An 18,827-nucleotide genomic window follows, 5' to 3' on the forward strand; every position below is an offset into this window, starting at 1 on the left:
CCGTGCCGCCCGCTCGGACCATCGGGGCCCCGCCCCAGGACAGGGTGGAACGGGACCCCGACGCGTCAGCTCGTACCGTCAGTGCGCGACCGGCACACGCTGTGCGGACTCCTCCTGAGGCGACCCGGCCGGCGTCCCGGGCTGTCCGGAGGAACGGTGCAGCAGCAGGAGCAGCGCCGTGACGAGCCCGACCAGCGCGAACACGGCGGTGGCGAGGAAGCCCGCCTGGAAGCCGTCGTTCAGGCCGGCCGCGTCCGTGCCCGTCGTGTACGCGAAGGCCACCGATGAGGCGATGGCGATGCCGAGCGCGGCGCCGATCTGGAAGACCGCGTTGTTGATGCCCGACACCAGGCCCGACTCCTCGGGCCTCGCGCCCGTGAGCGAGGCGATCGAGGCCGCGACGTTCGTGCTGCCGATACCGGAGCCGAAGACGACGAGACCGAAGAACAGGTCGCTCCAGTAGCCGCCGTTGGGATCGATCTGCGTCAGGAGCAGCAGACCGCCGGAGAGCAGCGCCATACCGGTGATCGCGATCGGCTTGTAGCCGACCTTGGCGACGAGGCGGGCGCTGACGTTCGCGCCGATGATCGACATGACCGCGTAGACGGCGGTGCTGAGGCCGAACTTCACTGCGCTGTAGCCGAGGACCTGCTGGGCGTACAGGGAGGTGATGAGCGCGCCTCCGTACACCGCCATGGCGACGATGACCATCAGGATGTTGCCGCCGACCACGGTCGCCGAGCGGAAGATCCGCAGCGGCACCAGGGGCGCCTTCGACCGGGCCTCGATCACGGTGAAGAGGACGAAGAGCACGGCCGCGGCGATCAGCATCCAGACCGTCTGCCCGCTGCCCCAGCCCACCAGCGGCGCCTCCGACACGGCGTACACGAGCAGGGCGATGGCGGCCGTGATGGTGACGGCGCCGGCCGGGTCGAAGCGGCGGCGGCCGGGCTGCACCGGTGTCTGCCGCAGCAGCTTGGGGCCGAACAGCAGGACGGCGGCCACGACCGGCACATTGATGTAGAAGATCCACTCCCAGCCGAGGCCGTCGGTGATGGGGCCGCCGATCAGCAGCGCGGCGGTGGCGCCGAACGCACCGACACCGGTCCAGATACCGAGCGCCTTGTTGCGCTCGGGACCCTCCGCGAAGGTGTGCATCAGGACGGCCATGGCGGTCGGCGTCATCACCGCGGCGGCCACGCCCTGGACGACACGGGCGGTGATCAGGACCTCGTCGGACCAGGCGAGACCGCAGAAGACGGAGGCGACGCCGAACAGCGCCGTGCCGAGGAGGAACATCCGGCGTCCGCCGAGCAGATCGGCGGTACGGCCGCCGAACATCAGCAGTCCGCCGAAGCTCAGCAGATAGGCGCTCATGACCCACTGGACGCCGCCGGGCGCGAAGCCGAGCTCCGTCTCGATGGCGGGCAGGGCCAGCATCACGATCTGGGAGTCGACGATGACCATGAAGAAGGACGCCACGAGCAGGGTGAGCGCCAGCCATCTTCGGGGGTCGGGGGTCTGTGCCTGAGGTGCTTGAGGTGTCTGTGGCGCTTGAGGTGTCTGCGGTGCTTGAAGTGGCTGAGATGTGCGCCGTTCGGCGCTGTGACGGGACATCGGAGTCCTCGATTCCTTCGCTTCTGTTATATGCGCGGATACGCGGATATTCCGCCGCGCAAAAGGCAGCACGGAGCGGCCGCCGCGGTTCTCGCGGCGGTCGTTGCATGGGGGGTGGGCCAGGCTGTCGGCCCTGTGACGCCGATCAGTGTGCTGGCGGGGGAAGTCCGCGATCAACGGCGAAGTGCTCACCCCTCGGTAAGGTGCGCTTAACGATCACGGGGGTGGCGGATGAACTGGCAAGAGCTGCACACATTCCTGGTGTTGGCCGAGGAACTGCACTTCGGCCGGACAGCGGAACGGCTGCTCATCTCGCGGGCCAGGGTGAGCCAGATGACCAGGACACTGGAACGCCGCGTCGGCGCACCGCTCTTCGAGCGCTCCAGCCGCCGCGTGACGCTCACCCCGCTCGGCCACCAGCTGCGCACCGAGGTCGCCCCGCACCACCAGGGCGTACTCGACGCCCTCGCGCGCGTCACCGAGACGGCCCGCGGCACCGCGGGCGTGCTGCGCGTGGGCTTCTCCAGTCCGCTGGCCGGCGAGACGGTGCTGCGGGTCGCGGAGGCACTCCGCGAGCGCTACCCCCTGTGCGAGGTGCAGATCCGCGAGATCCATCTGTCGGACCACTTCGGTCCCCTGCGCACGGGCGAACTCGACGTACAGCTGACCGAGTTGCCGGTGGACGAGCCGGATCTGACGGTCGGTCCGGTGCTGCTGCGCGACGCCCGGGTGCTCGCGGTGTCGGGCGGCCACCGCCTCGCGGGCCGTACGACGGTGTCGGTCGAGGACCTCGCCGAGGAGGAGGTCGTGATGATGGAGGGGATGCCCGCCCTCTTCCGGGACTCGCTGATCCCGGACCGAACACCGAGCGGGCGGCCCGTCCGGCGCTCGGCGGTGACCCGGTACTGGCAGGAGCTGCTCGCCCTGGTCGCCGCGGGCGAGGGTGTCACCGTCGCCGTCGCACAAGGGGCGGTCTACTACCCGCGCCCCAACCTGGTCTACATACCGTTCGACGACCTCGGGCCCCTCGAGTACGGGCTGCTGTGGCGCGGGACGGAAGCCTCCGTGAAGGTCTGCGCCTTCATCGAGGTGGCCAAGGAGGTGTGCGCGGCAGAGCAGGGCTGAGCCCTCTGCTCGCCGAAGGGCTTCCCTTATATGGGGCATACGGGGTTCTGCCGGGCTTCTCAGCGCCCCCTCAGGAAGCTCTCATGATCCGGGGCAAAGCTCAGAGGCATGACCGAGAGCTACCGCCAGAGCGGCAACCACCCCGAGCAGCAGCCCTCCTACGACACGGCGTACGGCACGACGCCCCCGGCGTACGGCTCGTATCCGCCGCCCCCGCCGCACGCCCCCGCGGCACCGGTCAGCGTCGCCCCCGGCACCACCGTCTGGCCCGCCACGGAGCCCGCCGGCGGCGGCCCCGGTGACGGCGGCAACGGCTGGGCGGCCTTCGGCAACGAGCCCGCCGCGCACCCGGCCGCCGCCCACAAGAAGCGCGCCCGCGGCCCGATAGCGGTGCTCGCCGCGGTCGCCCTGGTCGCCGCTGCCGTCGGCGGCGGCACGGCGTACGCCGCCCAGGAGCTCTTCGGTACGAACGGCGCCACCCCCACCGGCATCAACGGCACCAACGCCTCCGCCGGCAGCAAGGGCACCGTCTCCGGTGTGGCCAACGCGGTCAGCGACTCGATCGTCGAGATCAAGGCGAGCACCGGCAGCGGTACCTCCACGGGCTCGGGCGTGCTGATCACCTCCGACGGCGAGATCATCACCAACAACCACGTGATCGCCGGGGCGAGCGAGGTGCAGGTGCAGACGAACGACGGCAAGAAGTACACGGCCAAGGTCGTCGGCACGGACAGCAAGAAGGACCTGGCGCTCATCAAGCTCGAGAACGCCTCGGGTCTGAAGGCCGCCACGCTCGGCGACTCCGACAAGGTCGGCGTCGGCGACCAGGTCGTCGCGATCGGCTCGCCCGAGGGCCTGACCGGCACCGTCACCAGCGGCATCATCTCCGCGCTCGACCGTGACGTCACCGTCTCCACCGAGGAGCAGCAGGCTCCGGGGCAGCAGGGCGGCGGCCAGTGGCCGTTCGAGTTCGGCGGGGAGCAGTTCAACGGCGACACCGGCTCGTCCACGACCACGTACAAGGCGCTGCAGACCGACGCCTCGCTCAACCCCGGCAACTCCGGTGGCGCCCTGATCGACATGAACGGCGAGATCATCGGCATCAACTCGGCGATGTACTCCCCGGCCTCGAACTCCGGCTCCGGTTCCTCCTCCGGCAGCGTGGGCCTCGGCTTCGCGATCCCGATCAACGATGTGAAGGCCGACCTGGACACGCTGCGCGCCGGGTCCACGACCTGACCGTGCGCGGCATGGCCGTGCGAGGCTGATGACGGCCACGTCCACTTCCCGAGCGACGCGAGGAACGACCACCGATGAGTCCCGCCGAAGGCGAAGCCCAGCGCATCCTGATCGTCGACGACGAGCCCGCCGTGCGCGAGGCGCTGCAGCGCAGCCTCGCGTTCGAGGGGTACGCCACGGAGGTCGCCGCCGACGGCATCCAGGCCTTGGAGAAGGCGGCCGTCTTCTCCCCCGAGCTCGTGGTCCTCGACATCCAGATGCCCCGGATGGACGGGCTGACCGCCGCGCGCCGGCTGCGGGCGTCCGGCTCGACGACCCCGATCCTGATGCTGACGGCCCGCGACACGGTGGGCGACCGGGTCACGGGCCTGGACGCGGGGGCGGACGACTACCTCGTCAAGCCCTTCGAGCTCGATGAACTCTTCGCCCGCATCCGGGCGTTGCTGCGGCGCAGCTCGTATGCGGTGTCGGTGGCGGCGGACCAGGTCGACGACGATGTGCTGTCGTTCGCCGACCTGCGGATGAATCTCGCGACGCGTGAGGTCGTACGGGGGTCGCGTCCCGTGGAGCTCACCCGTACCGAGTTCACCTTGCTGGAGATGTTCCTCGCCCATCCGCGCCAGGTGCTCACGCGGGAGCAGATCCTCAAGTCGGTCTGGGGCTTCGACTTCGAGCCCTCGTCCAACTCCCTCGACGTCTACGTGATGTACCTCCGCCGCAAGACGGAGGCGGGGGGCGAGCCGCGGCTCGTTCATACGGTGCGGGGTGTGGGGTATGCGTTGCGGACGGGTGGGGCGGAGTGAAGGTCTCGTTCGCGGAGCGGCTGCGACGGTTGCCGCTCCGATCCCGGCTGGCCTTGCTGGTGACCGCTGTCGTCGCGTTCGCGGTGGCAGTCGTCGCGACGTCGAGTTGGCTGGTGGTGCGGACGCAGCTGCGTGAGCAGTTCGACGATTCGCTGCGCTCGGCGGACATGGAGCAGGCAACGAAGTCGTTCGAGGGCCGCTTGGGCTGCCCTCAGGGCCCGCCTCCGAACGCGGAACGGTTCGTCAGCAATCTGAGCGCGACGGTGCAGATCGTCTTCGCCGACGGCGGCCGTTGCTGGCTGGACGGCACGGAGGACCTTCCCGCGACGGAGGACGATCGGATGATCGCCGAGGGTGGCCAACCGCCCGTCCTGCATACGGTCACCGCCGCCGACGGCACCAAGATGCGCGTCTACACGCAGCCCGCCGCATATCAGAACCGGCCCGTGGCCGTCTCGATCGCCAGGCCTCTCTCCGACATCGACGAGCCCCTCAACCGACTCGCCCTCATCCTTCTCGTCGTCGCGGGCATCGGCGTACTCGGCGCCGGAGCCGCCGGCCTCCTGGTTGCCCGTACCGGCCTCAAACCCGTCGACGACCTCACCGACACCGTCGAACACGTAGCCCGCACCGAGGACTTGACCATCCGCATCCCCGCCGAAGGCGACGACGAGATCGCCAGGCTCTCGCGGTCGTTCAACGCCATGACCGCCGCCCTGGAGAGCTCCCAGGAGCGCCAGGCCCAGCTCATCGCCGACGCGGGCCACGAACTGCGGACCCCGCTCACGAGCCTGCGTACGAACATCGAACTCCTCGCCCGCAGCGAGGAGACGGGCCGGGCCATCCCGCCCGACGACCGCAAGGCCCTGCTCGCCAGCGTCAAGGCGCAGATGACCGAACTGGCCGCCCTGATCGGCGACTTGCAGGAGCTTGCGCGCCCGGACACGGGACAGACCACGAGGGTCGAGGTCGTCGGACTGCACAAGATCGCCCAGACCGCGGTCGACCGCGCTCGCCTCCGCGGCCCGGAACTGAAGATCACCGCAGAGCTCGCCCCCTGGTACGTACGAGGAGACGCGGCCGCCCTGGAGCGGGCCATCGTCAACATCCTCGACAACGCCGTGAAGTTCAGCCCGCCCAGGGGGGCCATCGAGATCGCACTCGACCGCGGCACCCTCACCGTGCGCGACCACGGCCCCGGCATCCCCGCCGAGGAACTCCCGTATGTCTTCGACCGGTTCTGGCGCTCCCCCACCGCCCGCCAGCTCCCGGGCTCGGGGCTCGGTCTGTCGATCGTGGCCCGCACGGTCCAGCAGAGCGGCGGGGAGGTCACGCTCCGCCCGGCGGACGGCGGCGGGACGGTCGCGGTGGTGCGGTTGCCGGGTGCGCCCACACCACCGCCCGAGCACCCCGCCTAGCGAGCGGGATTGTGGGCCAGCACCGCCCCGAGCAGCCCGCTCACCGCGTCGGGGAAGTCCATCGGCACGATCCCGAGCCCGGTCAGGCCGGCCGCCTCGCCGCTGTTGAGGAAGTCCCTGGTCTGCGGGTTGAGGCGGTCGGCGTTCCAGTCGGGCGGCAGGCCCGCCGCCGTACTGACGAAGTTGATGTACTGCGGGCCGGGTGAGGCGGCGGCCCGTCGGAAGTGGTCGCGTACCTTCGGCCACTTACCGAACGGCTCGGCGTTGTAGTCGTCCTGGATCGCGAAGAGGTTCGAGTCTCCCCAGCGGATGCCGCCCGGCAGGCCGCCGTTGTCCGCCATGAGGACCACCTTGCCGCGCGCGGCGCCCAAGGCGGGCCAGCTGTCGCCGATATGGAAGAGCGAACGCCAGCCGCGCCGGTCCAGATAGTCGTCGAAGACGGCACGGAACTCGGCGTCCCCCACCTCCGAGTACTCCTGCTTGACCCGCATCAGGACGGTCTCGGAGGGATGCGCGGCGAGGAAGTCGCGGCAGGCGATGAGGACGTCGCCGAACATCAGGTTCTGGAAGAACGCGCCGTGATGGATGGCGTACGAGCCGCCGGTGACCCGGCAGCGGATGTCCAGGAAGCGGATGCCGGCGGCCAGTTGCTGCGCGATCGTCCAGCTCTGGCACTGCACCCACAGCCCGCCGAAGCGGGCGCCCGAGTCATGGGTGCCGGGGATGGTGAGCCTGGTCAGCGCGGTGCTGTCGGCCTGTGACGCCATCCAGTCGGCCGTGGCCGTGGTGCGGGCGCGGGCTCTGGCACCGGCCGGCGCCATCCCCGCGTACGAAAGAAGCCCCGCGGCGGAGACACCCGCCGCGCCTCTGAGAACACTCCGTCGGTCGATGCTCATGGGACCAGAGAAGCGGATGCGACGGCGGAGAGATAGACGGCCAAGTGTCTTGTATCCACAGGCGGTTGGTGCGTTGCTGTGCACGGCACAGACAAATAGACGAACGTCTTGTACGTGCGTCTAATACATGCGTATAGTTCTGCTCATCGCACCGATCGGATCAAACGGATCGGATCTCGTCGGCCGGATCTCGTCGGCCGGATCTCGCCGCCCGGATCACCACCGAAGGAGCCCACCATGTCCACCACCCGCCCCGCCCTCACCCGCAAGGACCTCGACCTCGCCGGCCGCCGCCTCTCCTACCTGGACTCCGGCGGCACCGGCCGCCCCTTGCTCGCGCTGCACGGGCATCTCGCCGAGGGCGCCTCGTTCACCCGGCTCGCCGAGGAACTCGGGCCCGATTGGCGGGTGATAGCCCCCGACCAGCGCGGGCACGGCGACTCGGACCGGACGCGGGACTACAGCCGGGAGGGTTACGTCGACGACCTGATCGCGCTGCTCGAACACCTCGCCGCCGGCCCGGTCGTCGCGCTCGGGCACTCGCTCGGCGGGATCAACGCGATGTATCTCGCGGCACGGCGGCCCGACCTGGTCGCGGCCATGGTCGACGTGGACGGGCCGGTGCTGATGCCCGAGGGCCCGAGCCCGCTGTCGTTCGTCCTCTCCTTCCCCTATACGGCGCCCACCCGCGAGGAACTGATCGAGGGCGCCGGACCCGTCGGCCCGATGATCGCCCGGGGCCTGCGCCAACTCCCGGACGGGTCCTGGCGGTTGCCCTTCCACCCCCAGGACACCGTCGACTCGGAGAACGCCGTGCACGGCGACCACTGGGCGGCCTGGACCGGCAGCTCCATGCCCGCGCTGCTGATCAACGGCCGCAAGAGCCAGGCCCTGCCCGGCGAGACGGCCCAGGAGATGGCCGAGCGGCGGCCGCACACGACGCTGGTACGCCTGGACACGGACCACTTCGTACAGGCGCAGGACCCGGAGGGTTTCCACCAGGCCGTACGGGAGTTCCTCGACACCCTGTGAGAGCCGGGGCTCACCCCCCGAACGACACTCCGCTCCCGCCGAGCTCCACCCGTATCCCGTCCCGCTCGACACGTACGTCCTTCAGATACAACTCACCCGATCCGTCGGGAAGTTCGGGCAGCCTGAAGCCCAGAGCCAGGCGGTCCGCGAGGGCGGGCCGCGTGAGGCGGGACAGGCCGTCGAGCAGGGCGGGATCGAGGCCGAGCTGCTTGAGCAGGGCCGGATGGTCCATCGCCACGTCGATCAGATTGAGCCCCATGAGGTCGCGCACGAACCGCGGGGAGCCGGTCAGGGACGACAGATCGGCCTCCTCGTGCAGCGCCCGCTGCACCGCGGAGCGCGGGATCCCGAGCCGGTCCACGAGTGCGGGGACCGCGAAGAGCGACTTGAGCTTCTGCTGCGAGGAGCGGACCGAGTCCGCGGACTTGCGGCTCAGATGCAGCCCCTGCGAAGGCTTCGTACCGGGGCGGTAGGTCGCCAAGTCGCCGATGTCCAGGCGCATTCCTCCGATCCGCGTGGAGATCCCCTTCTCGCCCGAGCGGCGGATCTGCGCATCGGCCGACAGCTTCAGATCGTGCCCGGCGACCGGCAGCGTGCCGCGGGCGAGCACCCGGTCGCGGCCCTGCGCGGTGAACGTGACCTGGGAGGCGCCCAGTTCACGGTTCAGGTCCTCGAAGGAGAGCAGCACCTCGCCGTTCATCTCGCCCACGGAGGCGCCCTTCACCGAGAGCGGGCCGCCGTCGATCGTCACGTCCGAGGCCGTGGCGGAGACCTTCGCGAGCGAGACACGGTCGGCGGCCACATCGGGCACGGTGACGCTGGCCTCGTCGATCCGCTCGTCCAGGGCCTGGGTGAGGAAGGGGAAGCCCTCGATCTCGACCTCGGGCGCGGCCGTCAGATGCAGCGAGTCCTTGAGCTTCTCGGCCGTCTTGTGCTCGGCGTAGAGCAGCGCCCAGCGGTCGGCGAGTACGAGGAAGGCGGCCCCGGCGAGGAGCAGGACGAGCGCTTTGGCGACCAGCGGGAGACCGGCGAACCGGTTGCGCCTGCGCCGACGGCCGCCGCGGCGGTGCTGCGGCGGCTCCCAGGGTTCGTCGTCCTCGGGCTCGTTCCGCAGGAACTCGTCGAGCGGACCGGAGAGATCGGCCAGTTCGTCGTACGGGTTGTGCGGGCCCGCGGGTGCTGCTTCGCCGTATTCGTCATAGGGGGGATGCGTGGAAAAAGTGTGGGGGGACGTACGCATCGGTTCATCCGATCACGCGTACGTCCCCCCTCCGCAACCCTTTCGTGACCTAATTCACCGGACTAGTTCACCGCCGCGGTGGGCTTCTTCACCACGGTGATGCGCCCGCTCGCGGGCGGCTCGATCGGGTCGGCGGCCGAGGAGTTGGCCGCCAGATAGTCCTCGAACGCCTTGAGGTCGTCCCCGCCGACCAGCGGGTTCGCGCCCTTGCCCAGCTCGGCGAAGCCGTCGCCGCCGCCCGCGAGGAAGGAGTTCATCGCGACGCGGTAGGTGGCCCCCGGGTCGACGGCCGCGCCGTTCAGCTTCACCGAGTCGGCGACCACACGGTCCGCGCCCGTCTTGGTCAGGTCGAGCGTGTAGGTCAGACCGGCCGAGATCTGCAGGATCTTCGGGGCGGCCTCGTTGGACCCGCTGACCTGCTGCTTCAGCGCGGTGATCAGCTGCGTGCCGGTCAGGTCCACCAGGTTCACCGTGTTGCCGAAGGGCTGCACGCTGAAGGCCTCGCCGTAGGTCACGACGCCGTCGCCCTCGGTCCCGGCCGCCTTGAAGACGAGCTCGGCGCGGATACCGCCGGGGTTCATCAGCGCCAAGTCGGCTTCCGGATCAAGGGTCTTGGCGTACGCGAGCTGCGCGTCCGCGATCAGGCTGCCCAGCGGCTGCTCGGGCTCCGTCCCCCGGGCGATGTCCGCCGAGATGAAGCCGAGCGGACGCGAGGCGATCGGCGCGGCCAGCTTGTTCCAGCGCGCGATCAGCGAGGTCATGTCGGGCGCCTTGGGCAGATCACGCCGTACGACCTGGTTCGTGGACTCGACGCTGGTGCGCACGATGTCGCGGGTGCGGCGGTCGTAGGTGAGCGTGGTGTCCGTGAAGAGCTTGCCGGCCGAGGAGGCCGAGGTGACCATCCGCGGCTTGCCCGACGGGTCCGGCACCGTGCACACGTACGCCTGGTGCGTGTGGCCCGTGACGAAGGCGTCGACCTTGGAGGTGGTCTTCTTGGCGATCTCGGTGATCGGTCCGGAGATGCCGTCGCCCGGACCCGGGCTGTCGCAGTTGTAGTTGTACGCGGCGGAGGCCGGCGCACCGCCCTCGTGCACGAGGGCCACGATGGACTTCACGCCCTTGCGGTCGAGCTCCTTGGCGTACTTGTCGATCGTTTCGACCTCGTCGTGGAACTTCAGGCCCTTGATGCCCTCGGCCGAGACGATGTCGGGGGTGCCTTCGAGCGTCAGACCGATGAAGCCGATCTTCACGCCGTTCTTCTGCCAGATCTTGTACGGGGGCAGGATCGGCTTGCCGGTCTTCTCGTCCGTCACGTTGGCCGCGAGATACGGGAAGTCGGCGCCCTGGAAGACCTTGCCGTCCTCGTAGCAGCCGTCCTTGGGGTGGCAGCCGCCGTTCTGGATGCGCTCCAGCTCGGTGCGGCCCTCGTCGAACTCGTGGTTGCCGACGCCCGCGATGTCCAGGTCGAGCTTGTTGAGCGCCTCGATGGTGGGCTCGTCGTGGAACAGCCCCGAAAGCAGCGGCGAGCCACCGATCAGGTCACCCGCGGCGACGGTCGCGGTGTAGCGCTCTCCCTTGCGGGCTTCGCGCAGCGCGGTAGCCAGGTGCTCCACACCGCCGGCGTCGATGGTCTTCGTGGTGCCGTCGGGCTGGAGTTCGGTGACGCGGCCGCCCGAGCCGGTCGGCGGTTCGAGGTTGCCGTGGAAGTCGTTGAACGACAGCAGCTGTACGTCGACCGTGCGGCCCGTGGCGTGCCCGTGGCCCCGGCTCTCGTCCTGTGCTCCCGCGGGCAGGGCGGCCGCCACGGACGCGGCGGCGGCGAGTGCCGTCACGCCGGCGATCAGCAGCCGGCCGCGCGCACGGTGCCGTTGTGGTGTCACTGACATCTGTTCCCCTCCGGTAATCAGTGGGCCGCAGCCTAAGGTCAACGCGCGTAGAGCAACAGGGGGTTCGTGGTTACGGGTGGGTTTCTCCGAGGTGGCCGTGGCGATGGCCCGACCGAAATTGACCTCATTTTCCGGCTGGGAAATGCACCCTGTGCGGGGTCTTTTCCGGGCCTAAGCTCATAGTCATGAACACAGAGAACACGCAGTCCGCGACCACGAAGCCCCTGCTCACGCGTGCGTCCACCGCCGAGACCACCAGCGACCCCAGCGCCGTCATGACGCTGCTCGCCGACTTCGGCACCGACGGCAGCCCCGTCACCACCTACCGCTCGGCGTTCGCCGAAGGGGCGGTCGGGGCGCCGGCCCACTTCCACACGCGGGCCTCGGAGTTGTTCTTCGTCATCGGCGGCCGGCTGAGGGTGCTGCTCGACGACAAGGTCGAGGTCCTGGAGGCCGGTGACTTCCTGCACGTACCGCCGCACACCCCGCACGCGTTCGCGGCCGCGGCCGGCAGCGAGGCCGATGTGCTGTTCATGTTCACGCCGGGGATGCCGCGCTTCGACTATCTGCGGCTGCTCGGCCGTGTGCTGCGCGGCGAGGCGAGCCCGCAGGAGATCAAGGACTCCTCGGAGCTCTACGACAACCACTATGTGGACAGCCCTGTGTGGCGGGACGAACTGGGTGCGAGCTGAGCCGGGCAGGCGAGTCGTAGGCTCAGTACATGACTGACGCAGCCACCCCGCCCGTGCGCTCCCTCGACACCCTGGACGCCCTGACTCCCGAGCAGATCGACGCCGTGTCGCGGCTGCTCGCGGAGGCCGCCCGCACGGACGGCCAGCAGGCCGTCTCCGAGCAGGGCAGGCTGCAGCTGCGCGGCGGGCCCCGTGAGGGCGTACGCCATCTGCTGCTCACGGTGGACGGTGAACTCCTCGGCTACGCGCAGCTGGAGGACACCGACCCCGTGGAGGCCCCGGCCGGCGAACTGGTCGTGCACCCCGCCCACCGCGGCCACGGCCACGGCCGCGCGCTCGGCCAGGCGCTGCTCGGCGCGACCGGCAAGCGGCTGCGGGTGTGGGCGCACGGCGGGCATGCCGCGGCCCGTCATCTGGCCCAGATCCTGGGCCTCTCCCTGTTCCGCGAACTGCGCCAGATGCGCCGCCCGTTGGACCCCTCGGCCTTCACCGAACCGGTCCTGCCGTCCGGCGTGACGGTCCGCACCTTCGTGCCGGGGCAGGACGACGAGGCCTGGCTGCGGGTCAACTCCGAGGCCTTCGCGCACCACCCCGAGCAGGGCTCCCTCACCCAGCGCGACCTCGACGACCGCAAGGCCGAGCCGTGGTTCGACCCGGCGGGCTTCTTCCTGGCCTTCCGCGGCGAGGACCTGATCGGCTTCCACTGGACGAAGGTGCATTCCGCTGCGGAAGGGGAGCGGATCGGCGAGGTGTACGTGGTCGGCGTCCGCCCGGGCGCCCAGGGCGGCGGTCTCGGCAAGGCCCTCACGGCCATCGGTCTGCGCCATCTCGCCGACGCGGGCCTGCCCACCGCGATGCTCTACGTGGACGCCGACAACAAGGCGGCGGTCTCCGTGTACGAGCGGCTCGGCTTCACCACGTACGAAACGGACTTGATGTACCGCACGGAGTCGTAGCCCCGCGGCGCGGCGCGGCGGACCGGTCGGCCGTCCGGGTGCGCGCGGTGGTTCCTTGCCGCGGATTTCGGGCACGCCTGCTTACCGTCACGCCATGCCCACCCCACGTACGACCGCCGAGCGTTACCCGGAACGGGTCACTTACGACCGTGACGAGGTCTACGCCATCCTCGACGAGGCCCTCGCCGTACACGTCGGGTTCGCCACCGACGACGGCCCGGTGGTGATCCCCACGCTGCACATGCGCGAGGGGGACCAGCTCCTCCTGCACGGCTCCGCCTTCGGCCGCTTCATCACCACGGCGGCCGCCGGCGCCCCGCTGTGCGTCACCGCGACCCTGATCGACGGCGTCATCCTGGGCAGGGCCTCCTCCCACCACTCGGCCGCCTACCGCTCGGTCATGATCTTCGGCAGGGCCACCCCGATCGAGGACGAGCGCGAACGTGCCGACGCGCTCGCCCGGGTCGTCGAGAGCGTCATCCCCGGCCGTCTCTCCGGTCCCTACGCGGCCCGCCGCCCGAGCGTCGAAGAGGCCCACTACACCGCGTGCCTGACGCTGCCCATCGAAGAGTTCTCCATGAAGGTGCGCGCCGGCTTCGCCCGCGACGAACCCAAGGACGACGCGGTCGAGGCCTGGGCCGGCTGGATCCCCCTCACGACCACCCCGGGCACCCCCGTCCCGGACACCGTCACCGGCACCCGCTTCCCCGCCCCGGCATACGACCCGGCAACCCACCGCTTCCGCCAGGACCGCTGACCGGCTCGCCCGCCCGCGCCGGCTGCCCGCCCTGGTCAGCGGCCCTTACGTCTTCGTCTCGGGGCAACTGCCCACGGTCGAAGACGCGTTGCCCCATGTCGGCAAGGTCGGCGCCGAGGTCACGCCCGAACAGGCCAAGGAGGCGCCGAGCTGTGCGCGCTGAACGCGCTCGCCGCTCTGAAGTCCGCCGTCGGCGACCTGTCCCGGGTCAAGCACATCGTCAAGGTCGTCGGTTACGTCGCGAGCGACCCTTCCTTCACGGCGCCGCCCGCTGTGGTCAACGGGGCCAGCGAGCTGTTCGCCACGGCCTTCGGCGCGTCAGGCGTCCATTCCCGCACCGCTGTCGGGGTGGCCACCCTCTCCCAGAACGCACCCGTCATGATCGACGTACAGGCCGAGGTCTGAGAAGCACCCCACGGGCCCTATCCCATCCAGCGGTAGTGGCCGCAGAAGTAGGTCAGCGGTCCGGCGTCCGCGCTCGGCAGACTCGTGGCGAGGACCCGGCCGACGACCAGCGCGTGGTCCCCTGCCTGCACGGTCTGCTCCGTACGGCACTCCAGAGTCGCCAGCGCCCCGCCGATCAGCGGCGCCCGTGAGGAATCGCCCCGCACGTGCGGGATGTCGTCGAAACGGGGCCAGTCGCCGGCCTGGTGCTTCACCGCGAACCGGTCGGCCACCTCGTGCTGGCCCTCCGCGAGCAGCGAGGCCGCCCACACGCGCCGCTCGGCGAGCAGCGGGCTCATATGCGATCCGTGATGCACCGAGACCAGCACCAGCGGCGGCTCCAGTGAGACCGACAGGAAGGCCGTCACGGTCATCCCCAGGTCCGTACCGGACAGGCCCTCGTCCGGGTCGTGTGCGGTCAGCAGCACCACCCCGGCCGCGAGCCGGGAGAGCACGGCACGGAACTCCTGGTCACTCACCTGTTCAGGCACAGAGCGAACGCTAGCTCTCCAGGGGGCCGGTCGGCCGGACCGCGCGCCCTGACACCGTCACGTACGATGCTCCCCAATTCATATAGCACAAAGCGCAGTTTGCACTAATGCAATCGGCGCCGCGTGCGAGCCGAACACCGTGGAGCGGATACCTATGTGGCAGTGCGAGCAGGTCGTCGGGGCGAGTCTGGACGTGGCCGAGGTGGCCGATCTGTACCGGGCGTCCACCCTGGCCGAGAGGCGCCCGGTCGAGGACACCGACCGGTTCACGCGGATGCTGGCGGGCGCGAACCTCGTGATCACCGCCCGTACGGGCGAGGGCCGCCTGATAGGCATCGCCCGCTGCATCAGCGACGGCACCTACTCCACATACGTCAGCGATCTCGCCGTGGCCGCGGACTTCCAGCGCCGCGGCGTGGGCCGGGACCTGCTCGCCGCCACCCAGGCCGCCGCCCCGCAGGCCAAGGTCATCCTGCTCGCCGCGCCGGCCGCGGTCGACTACTACCCGCGCATCGGCTTCGCCCGGCACGACTCGGCCTGGACCCTGGCCGGTCCGCTGCCGGCCCGCGAAGCCTGACCACCGGCGTGCGGCCCGACCACCGGCAGGAAGGCATCAGATGATCCCCCGCTACACACTCCCCGCCATGGGCGCCCTGTTCACCGACGAAGCCCGCTACGCCCTGTGGACGGAGATCGAGATCCTCGCCTCGCGGGCCCAGGCCCGCATCGGTGTCGTCCCGCAGGCGGCCGTCGACGCCATGCGCCGGGCCCCCGTGCCCACCCCGGACGAGGTCGCCGAGCACGAGCGCACCCGCGACCACGAGGTGCTGTCCTTCCTGGCGGCGTTCTGCGCACGCATCCCCGAGGAAGCGGCCCGCTGGGTCCACCACGGCATGACCAGTTACGACCTGGTCGACACCGCCCAGGGCGCCACCCTGACGCGAGCCGCCGATCTCGTCCTGGACGCCGCCGCGGAGCTGCGCCGCGTCCTGGTCGAACGGGCCCTCGAGCACTGGGACACCGTCATGATCGGGCGGACCCACGGCGTGCACGCCGAGCCGACCACGTTCGGTCACAAGCTCGCCGTGTTCGCCTTCGCCCTCGACCGCTGTGTCACCCGCCTCACCGCCGCGCGCGAGGCGACAGCCGTCGGCACCGTCTCCGGCGCGGTGGGGACTTACTCGCTCATCGACCCGCGCGTCGAACAGGAGGTCCTCGACGCACTAGGGCTGGTCCCCGAGCCCGTGCCCAGCCAGGTCGTGGCCCGTGACCGGCACGCACAACTCCTCCAGGCACTCGCCCTGTTGGGCTCCTGCGTCGAACATCTCGCCCTGGAGCTACGGCTGTTGCAGCGCACCGAGGTACGCGAGGTCGAGGAGCCCCGCACCGACGCCTACCAGGGCTCGAGCGCCATGCCCCACAAGCGCAACCCCACCACCAGCGAACGCCTCGCCGGACTGGCGCGCCTGCTGCGCGGATACGCGGACACCGCGACGGAGAACGTCGCCCTGTGGCACGAGCGCGACCTCGCCCACCAGAGCGTCGAGCGCGTCATCCTGCCCGACGCCTTCTGCGTGGCCCACTTCCAGAGCGTGAAGGCCGCCGAACTGGTCGCCGGGCTCACGGTCTTCCCGGAGACGATGGCCGCCCACATCGACCGGACCGGCGGCCTGATCCACTCCTCCGCCGTCCTGGCCGACCTCCTGGACGAGGGCGTCGAACGCGAACACGCGTACCGCACCGTCCAGGCCGCCGCCACGCACACGGCACTCACCGGCGAACCCTTCGCCGCCTCCCTGACCCGCCAGGGCATCACACCACGGGCCCCGCTCACCCCCGGGCGCTTCCTGACCCACCACGACGTACTGCGCAGGCGCCTCGAAGCGCTGCGGGATCGCATCGCGTCCTGAACTCCTCGCGCATCGGGTCCTGAACTCCTCGACGGGCCGCACCTCTTGACGCGGCCCGTTCACTGCATCACTCTTCCACTACTCAATTAGTGAAAGAGGGTTGGGAGCGTGTTCGCGTACCGGATCGACCGGCGCAGCGGTGTCGCCACGTACGTCCAGATCGTCCAGCAGACGAAGCAGGCGCTGCGCCTGGGCCTGCTCGACATCGGCGACCAACTGCCCACCGCCCGCGAGGTGGTGGCCGCGACGGCGATCAACCCCAACACGGTGCTCAAGGCGTACCGCGAGCTGGAACGCGAAGGTCTGGTGGAGGCACGGCGGGGCCAGGGCACGTTCGTGCGGCAGGCACTCGGCCGCGCGGACCACAACGGGCTGCGCACGGATCTGGCCCAGTGGGCGTCGCGCGCCCGCGCGGAGGGCCTGGAGCGCGAGGACGCGCTCGCCCTGGTCGCCGCCGTACTCGATGAGCACTTTCCACAGGGGCACGAGGGGGATGCCGGATGACCGCGCAGGAATGGGCAGTTGAGGCCTCCCGCCTCACGATGCGCTACGGACGCAGGCGGGCCCCGGTGCTCGACGACTGCCGGCTCACGGTCCCGTCCGGCAGCATCTGCGGTCTGGTCGGCCCGAACGGGGCGGGCAAGTCGACGCTGCTCGCGCTGGCGGCGGGACTGCTGCGGCCCTCCTCCGGCGAGTTGCGCGTGCTCGGCTCGGTGCCGCCCGGGGCACGCGCCGATGTCGCGTACGTCGCCCAGTCCAAGCCGCTGCCGTCCCAGCTCACGGTGGCGGCGGTGCTGCGGCTCGGGGCGGAGCTGAACCGGTCGTCGGGACGCTGGTCCTCGAAGACCGCGGAGACCATCGCGTACGAACAGGGCGGACTCGACCCGCGCGAGCGCATCCGCTCGCTCTCCGGCGGCCAGCGCACGCGGGTCGCTCTCGCCCTGGCCTTCGGCAAGCGCGCCGGCCTGATGCTGCTCGACGAACCGATGGCGGATCTGGATCCGCTGGCGCGACAGCAGTTGATGGGCGCGCTGATGGCCGAGGCCTCCGAGCACGGCACCACGATCGTGATGTCCTCGCACGTCCTGCCCGAACTGGAGGGCACCTGCGATCACTTGGTGCTCCTGGGGGCCGGCCGCGTCCGCCTCGCCGGACCCGTCGACGAGCTGGTCTCCTCCCACGTGCTGCTCACGGGGGCGGGCTCGCTCGACGGGCAGCGGGTCGTCGAGCAGCGACCGGCGGGGCGGGGCGCGACGGCGCTCGTCCGCCGCGGGGAGGCGCTGCCCCCGGGCTGGGAAGCGGTGGAGCCGTCGCTGGAGGAGATCGTGCTCGCGCATCTGCGGACGACCAGTTCCACCGCGCCCGAGGAGGCTGCCGTATGAGCACACTGTCCTTCGCCCCGCGCGGGCTGACGTGGGCGGTCTTCCGGCTGCACCGGGTCTCGCTGCTGTTCTTCGCCGGGTGCTTTCTGGCGTTCGTCGGGTTCGAGTTCTACGTGTACGGGGTCGGGCTCGACGCGCTGCGGGAGGACGGGCCGTGCGGTACGGCCCGGATCCCCTGCTTCGTCGGGCCGGGAGTCTTCTCGCGGGACTATTACGACCTGCTGAGCCTGTCGGAGGCCGTCCTCGCGTACCTCCCGCTCGTCCTCGCCGCCTACGTCGGCGGAGCCGTGATCGCCCGCGAACTGGAGACCGGCACCGCCACCCTGGCCTGGACCCAGTCCGTGTCGCCGCTGCGCTGGCTGGCCGCCAAGCTGGCCTGGCCGGCGCTCCTGACCACGGTGGGGCTGACCTCCCTGTTCCTGCTGCACCGGTGGATACGCGCCGAGGCCGGCGACGCAGGGCGCGATTGGTACGCCGCGGACGTCTTCCGCACGAGCGGGCCGGTCGGTCTCGCCTGGGCCCTGTGCGCCATCGCGGTCGGCGCCCTGTGCGCGCTGCTCCTCAAGCGCACCCTGCCCGCGCTCGGCGCCGCGTTCGTCGTGATGGTCGCCGCGAACTGGCTCACCAACGTGCACCGCTGGAGCCTGTGGCCCTCCGTCTCGTACTACGAGACCACGTACCACCCCATCGGGCACAGCTCCCTGCAGCTGGTGAACCGCTCGTGGGACGCGGCGGGCAACGAGGTGCCGTGGATGGTGGGGCCCAGCGCCGTCCGCCACTACCGCGAGTTCCACCCCGAGTCCCACTTCTGGCCCATCCAATGGGTCGAGACCGGCCTCGTGCTCGCCCTCACCATCGCCCTCACCGCAGCCTGCTTCTGGCTCCTGAAACGCCGTACGCCCTGACAGGGGGAGGCGCGTACGGACCGGGCGACCCCAG

18 protein-coding genes and 1 pseudogene are annotated in these 18,827 nt (G+C 70.6%); 14 read left to right on the forward strand and 5 right to left on the reverse strand.

Going from position 1 to position 18,827, the window contains the following annotated elements; all coding sequences use genetic code 11:
• Positions 1 to 78: 78 nt before the first annotated feature.
• Positions 79 to 1,482 (reverse strand): MFS transporter, encoded by a 1,404-nt coding sequence (locus ABT367_RS05580; RefSeq protein ID WP_352249887.1) that lies wholly within the window; start codon positions 1,480 to 1,482, stop codon positions 79 to 81.
• A gap of 366 nt (positions 1,483 to 1,848) precedes the next feature.
• Between ABT367_RS05580 and ABT367_RS05585 the strand changes: the two genes are divergently transcribed.
• From ABT367_RS05585 to ABT367_RS05600, 4 genes are all read left to right on the forward strand, one after another.
• On the forward strand, positions 1,849 to 2,742 hold the full coding sequence (locus ABT367_RS05585; RefSeq protein WP_352249889.1) for a LysR family transcriptional regulator: 894 nt from the start codon (positions 1,849 to 1,851) through the stop codon (positions 2,740 to 2,742).
• 108 nt (positions 2,743 to 2,850) lie between these two features.
• Complete coding sequence (locus ABT367_RS05590; protein ID WP_352249890.1) at positions 2,851 to 3,981, forward strand: S1C family serine protease; 1,131 nt, start codon at positions 2,851 to 2,853, stop codon at positions 3,979 to 3,981.
• Between the two features lie 74 nt (positions 3,982 to 4,055).
• Positions 4,056 to 4,784: a response regulator transcription factor gene (locus ABT367_RS05595; RefSeq protein WP_352249892.1), complete on the forward strand. Its 729-nt coding sequence runs from the start codon at positions 4,056 to 4,058 to the stop codon at positions 4,782 to 4,784.
• Between the two features lie 59 nt (positions 4,785 to 4,843).
• A complete protein-coding gene (locus ABT367_RS05600) occupies positions 4,844 to 6,202 on the forward strand; it encodes a sensor histidine kinase (protein ID WP_352249894.1) in 1,359 nt (452 codons plus the stop codon).
• Here the strand turns inward: ABT367_RS05600 and ABT367_RS05605 are convergent.
• On the reverse strand, positions 6,199 to 7,098 hold the full coding sequence (locus ABT367_RS05605; protein WP_352249895.1) for a phosphatidylinositol-specific phospholipase C: 900 nt from the start codon (positions 7,096 to 7,098) through the stop codon (positions 6,199 to 6,201). The two genes, ABT367_RS05600 and ABT367_RS05605, sit on opposite strands and share 4 nt — an antisense overlap.
• Before the next feature lie 237 nt (positions 7,099 to 7,335).
• Here ABT367_RS05605 and ABT367_RS05610 point away from each other — a divergent pair, with 237 nt between their 5' ends.
• Positions 7,336 to 8,130, forward strand: a complete 795-nt coding sequence (locus tag ABT367_RS05610) for an alpha/beta fold hydrolase (RefSeq protein ID WP_352249897.1) — start codon at positions 7,336 to 7,338, stop codon at positions 8,128 to 8,130.
• Between the two features lie 10 nt (positions 8,131 to 8,140).
• Here ABT367_RS05610 and ABT367_RS05615 read toward each other — a convergent pair whose 3' ends face one another.
• Together ABT367_RS05615 and ABT367_RS05620 are read right to left on the reverse strand one after the other, a co-directional pair.
• A complete protein-coding gene (locus tag ABT367_RS05615; RefSeq protein ID WP_352249899.1) occupies positions 8,141 to 9,370 on the reverse strand; it encodes an LmeA family phospholipid-binding protein in 1,230 nt (409 codons plus the stop codon).
• Positions 9,371 to 9,432: 62 nt separating this feature from the next.
• A complete protein-coding gene (locus ABT367_RS05620) occupies positions 9,433 to 11,256 on the reverse strand; it encodes a bifunctional metallophosphatase/5'-nucleotidase (RefSeq protein WP_352249901.1) in 1,824 nt (607 codons plus the stop codon).
• A gap of 185 nt (positions 11,257 to 11,441) precedes the next feature.
• Between ABT367_RS05620 and ABT367_RS05625 the strand changes: the two genes are divergently transcribed.
• The 4 genes and pseudogenes from ABT367_RS05625 to ABT367_RS05640 form a co-directional block, all read left to right on the forward strand.
• On the forward strand, positions 11,442 to 11,948 hold the full coding sequence (locus tag ABT367_RS05625) for a cupin domain-containing protein (RefSeq protein WP_352249903.1): 507 nt from the start codon (positions 11,442 to 11,444) through the stop codon (positions 11,946 to 11,948).
• A 29-nt stretch (positions 11,949 to 11,977) separates the two neighbouring features.
• On the forward strand, positions 11,978 to 12,904 hold the full coding sequence (gene mshD / locus ABT367_RS05630) for a mycothiol synthase (RefSeq protein ID WP_352249905.1): 927 nt from the start codon (positions 11,978 to 11,980) through the stop codon (positions 12,902 to 12,904).
• Positions 12,905 to 12,998: 94 nt separating this feature from the next.
• Entirely contained in the window at positions 12,999 to 13,661 is a 663-nt protein-coding gene (locus ABT367_RS05635) for a pyridoxamine 5'-phosphate oxidase family protein (RefSeq protein ID WP_352249907.1), read from the forward strand.
• Positions 13,662 to 13,686: 25 nt separating this feature from the next.
• Positions 13,687 to 14,066: pseudogene (locus ABT367_RS05640) on the forward strand (RidA family protein); the annotation flags it as partial.
• 17 nt (positions 14,067 to 14,083) lie between these two features.
• Here ABT367_RS05640 and ABT367_RS05645 read toward each other — a convergent pair.
• Positions 14,084 to 14,596, reverse strand: coding sequence for a flavin reductase family protein (locus ABT367_RS05645; RefSeq protein WP_352249909.1), 513 nt, complete (start codon positions 14,594 to 14,596; stop codon positions 14,084 to 14,086).
• Positions 14,597 to 14,735: 139 nt separating this feature from the next.
• On the opposite strand from ABT367_RS05645, the gene ABT367_RS05650 reads away from it, so the two are divergent.
• The 5 genes from ABT367_RS05650 (at position 14,736) to ABT367_RS05670 (ending at position 18,793) form a co-directional block, all read left to right on the forward strand.
• Positions 14,736 to 15,173: a GNAT family N-acetyltransferase gene (locus ABT367_RS05650; RefSeq protein WP_352249911.1), complete on the forward strand. Its 438-nt coding sequence runs from the start codon at positions 14,736 to 14,738 to the stop codon at positions 15,171 to 15,173.
• Positions 15,174 to 15,213: 40 nt separating this feature from the next.
• Positions 15,214 to 16,506 (forward strand): adenylosuccinate lyase, encoded by a 1,293-nt coding sequence (gene purB / locus ABT367_RS05655; protein ID WP_352249913.1) that lies wholly within the window; start codon positions 15,214 to 15,216, stop codon positions 16,504 to 16,506.
• 108 nt (positions 16,507 to 16,614) lie between these two features.
• Positions 16,615 to 17,010 (forward strand): GntR family transcriptional regulator, encoded by a 396-nt coding sequence (locus ABT367_RS05660; protein WP_352249915.1) that lies wholly within the window; start codon positions 16,615 to 16,617, stop codon positions 17,008 to 17,010.
• On the forward strand, positions 17,007 to 17,888 hold the full coding sequence (locus tag ABT367_RS05665; protein ID WP_352249917.1) for an ABC transporter ATP-binding protein: 882 nt from the start codon (positions 17,007 to 17,009) through the stop codon (positions 17,886 to 17,888). The genes ABT367_RS05660 and ABT367_RS05665 overlap by 4 nt, the downstream gene beginning before the upstream one ends.
• Positions 17,885 to 18,793 carry a hypothetical protein gene (locus ABT367_RS05670; protein ID WP_352249919.1) on the forward strand — a complete coding sequence of 303 codons (909 nt, stop codon included), beginning with the start codon at positions 17,885 to 17,887 and terminating at the stop codon, positions 18,791 to 18,793. Before ABT367_RS05665 ends, ABT367_RS05670 begins: the two co-directional genes overlap by 4 nt.
• Positions 18,794 to 18,827: the final 34 nt, after the last annotated feature.

Source organism: Streptomyces mesophilus (assembly GCF_040300965.1).
Taxonomy (GTDB): domain Bacteria; phylum Actinomycetota; class Actinomycetes; order Streptomycetales; family Streptomycetaceae; genus Streptomyces; species Streptomyces mesophilus_A.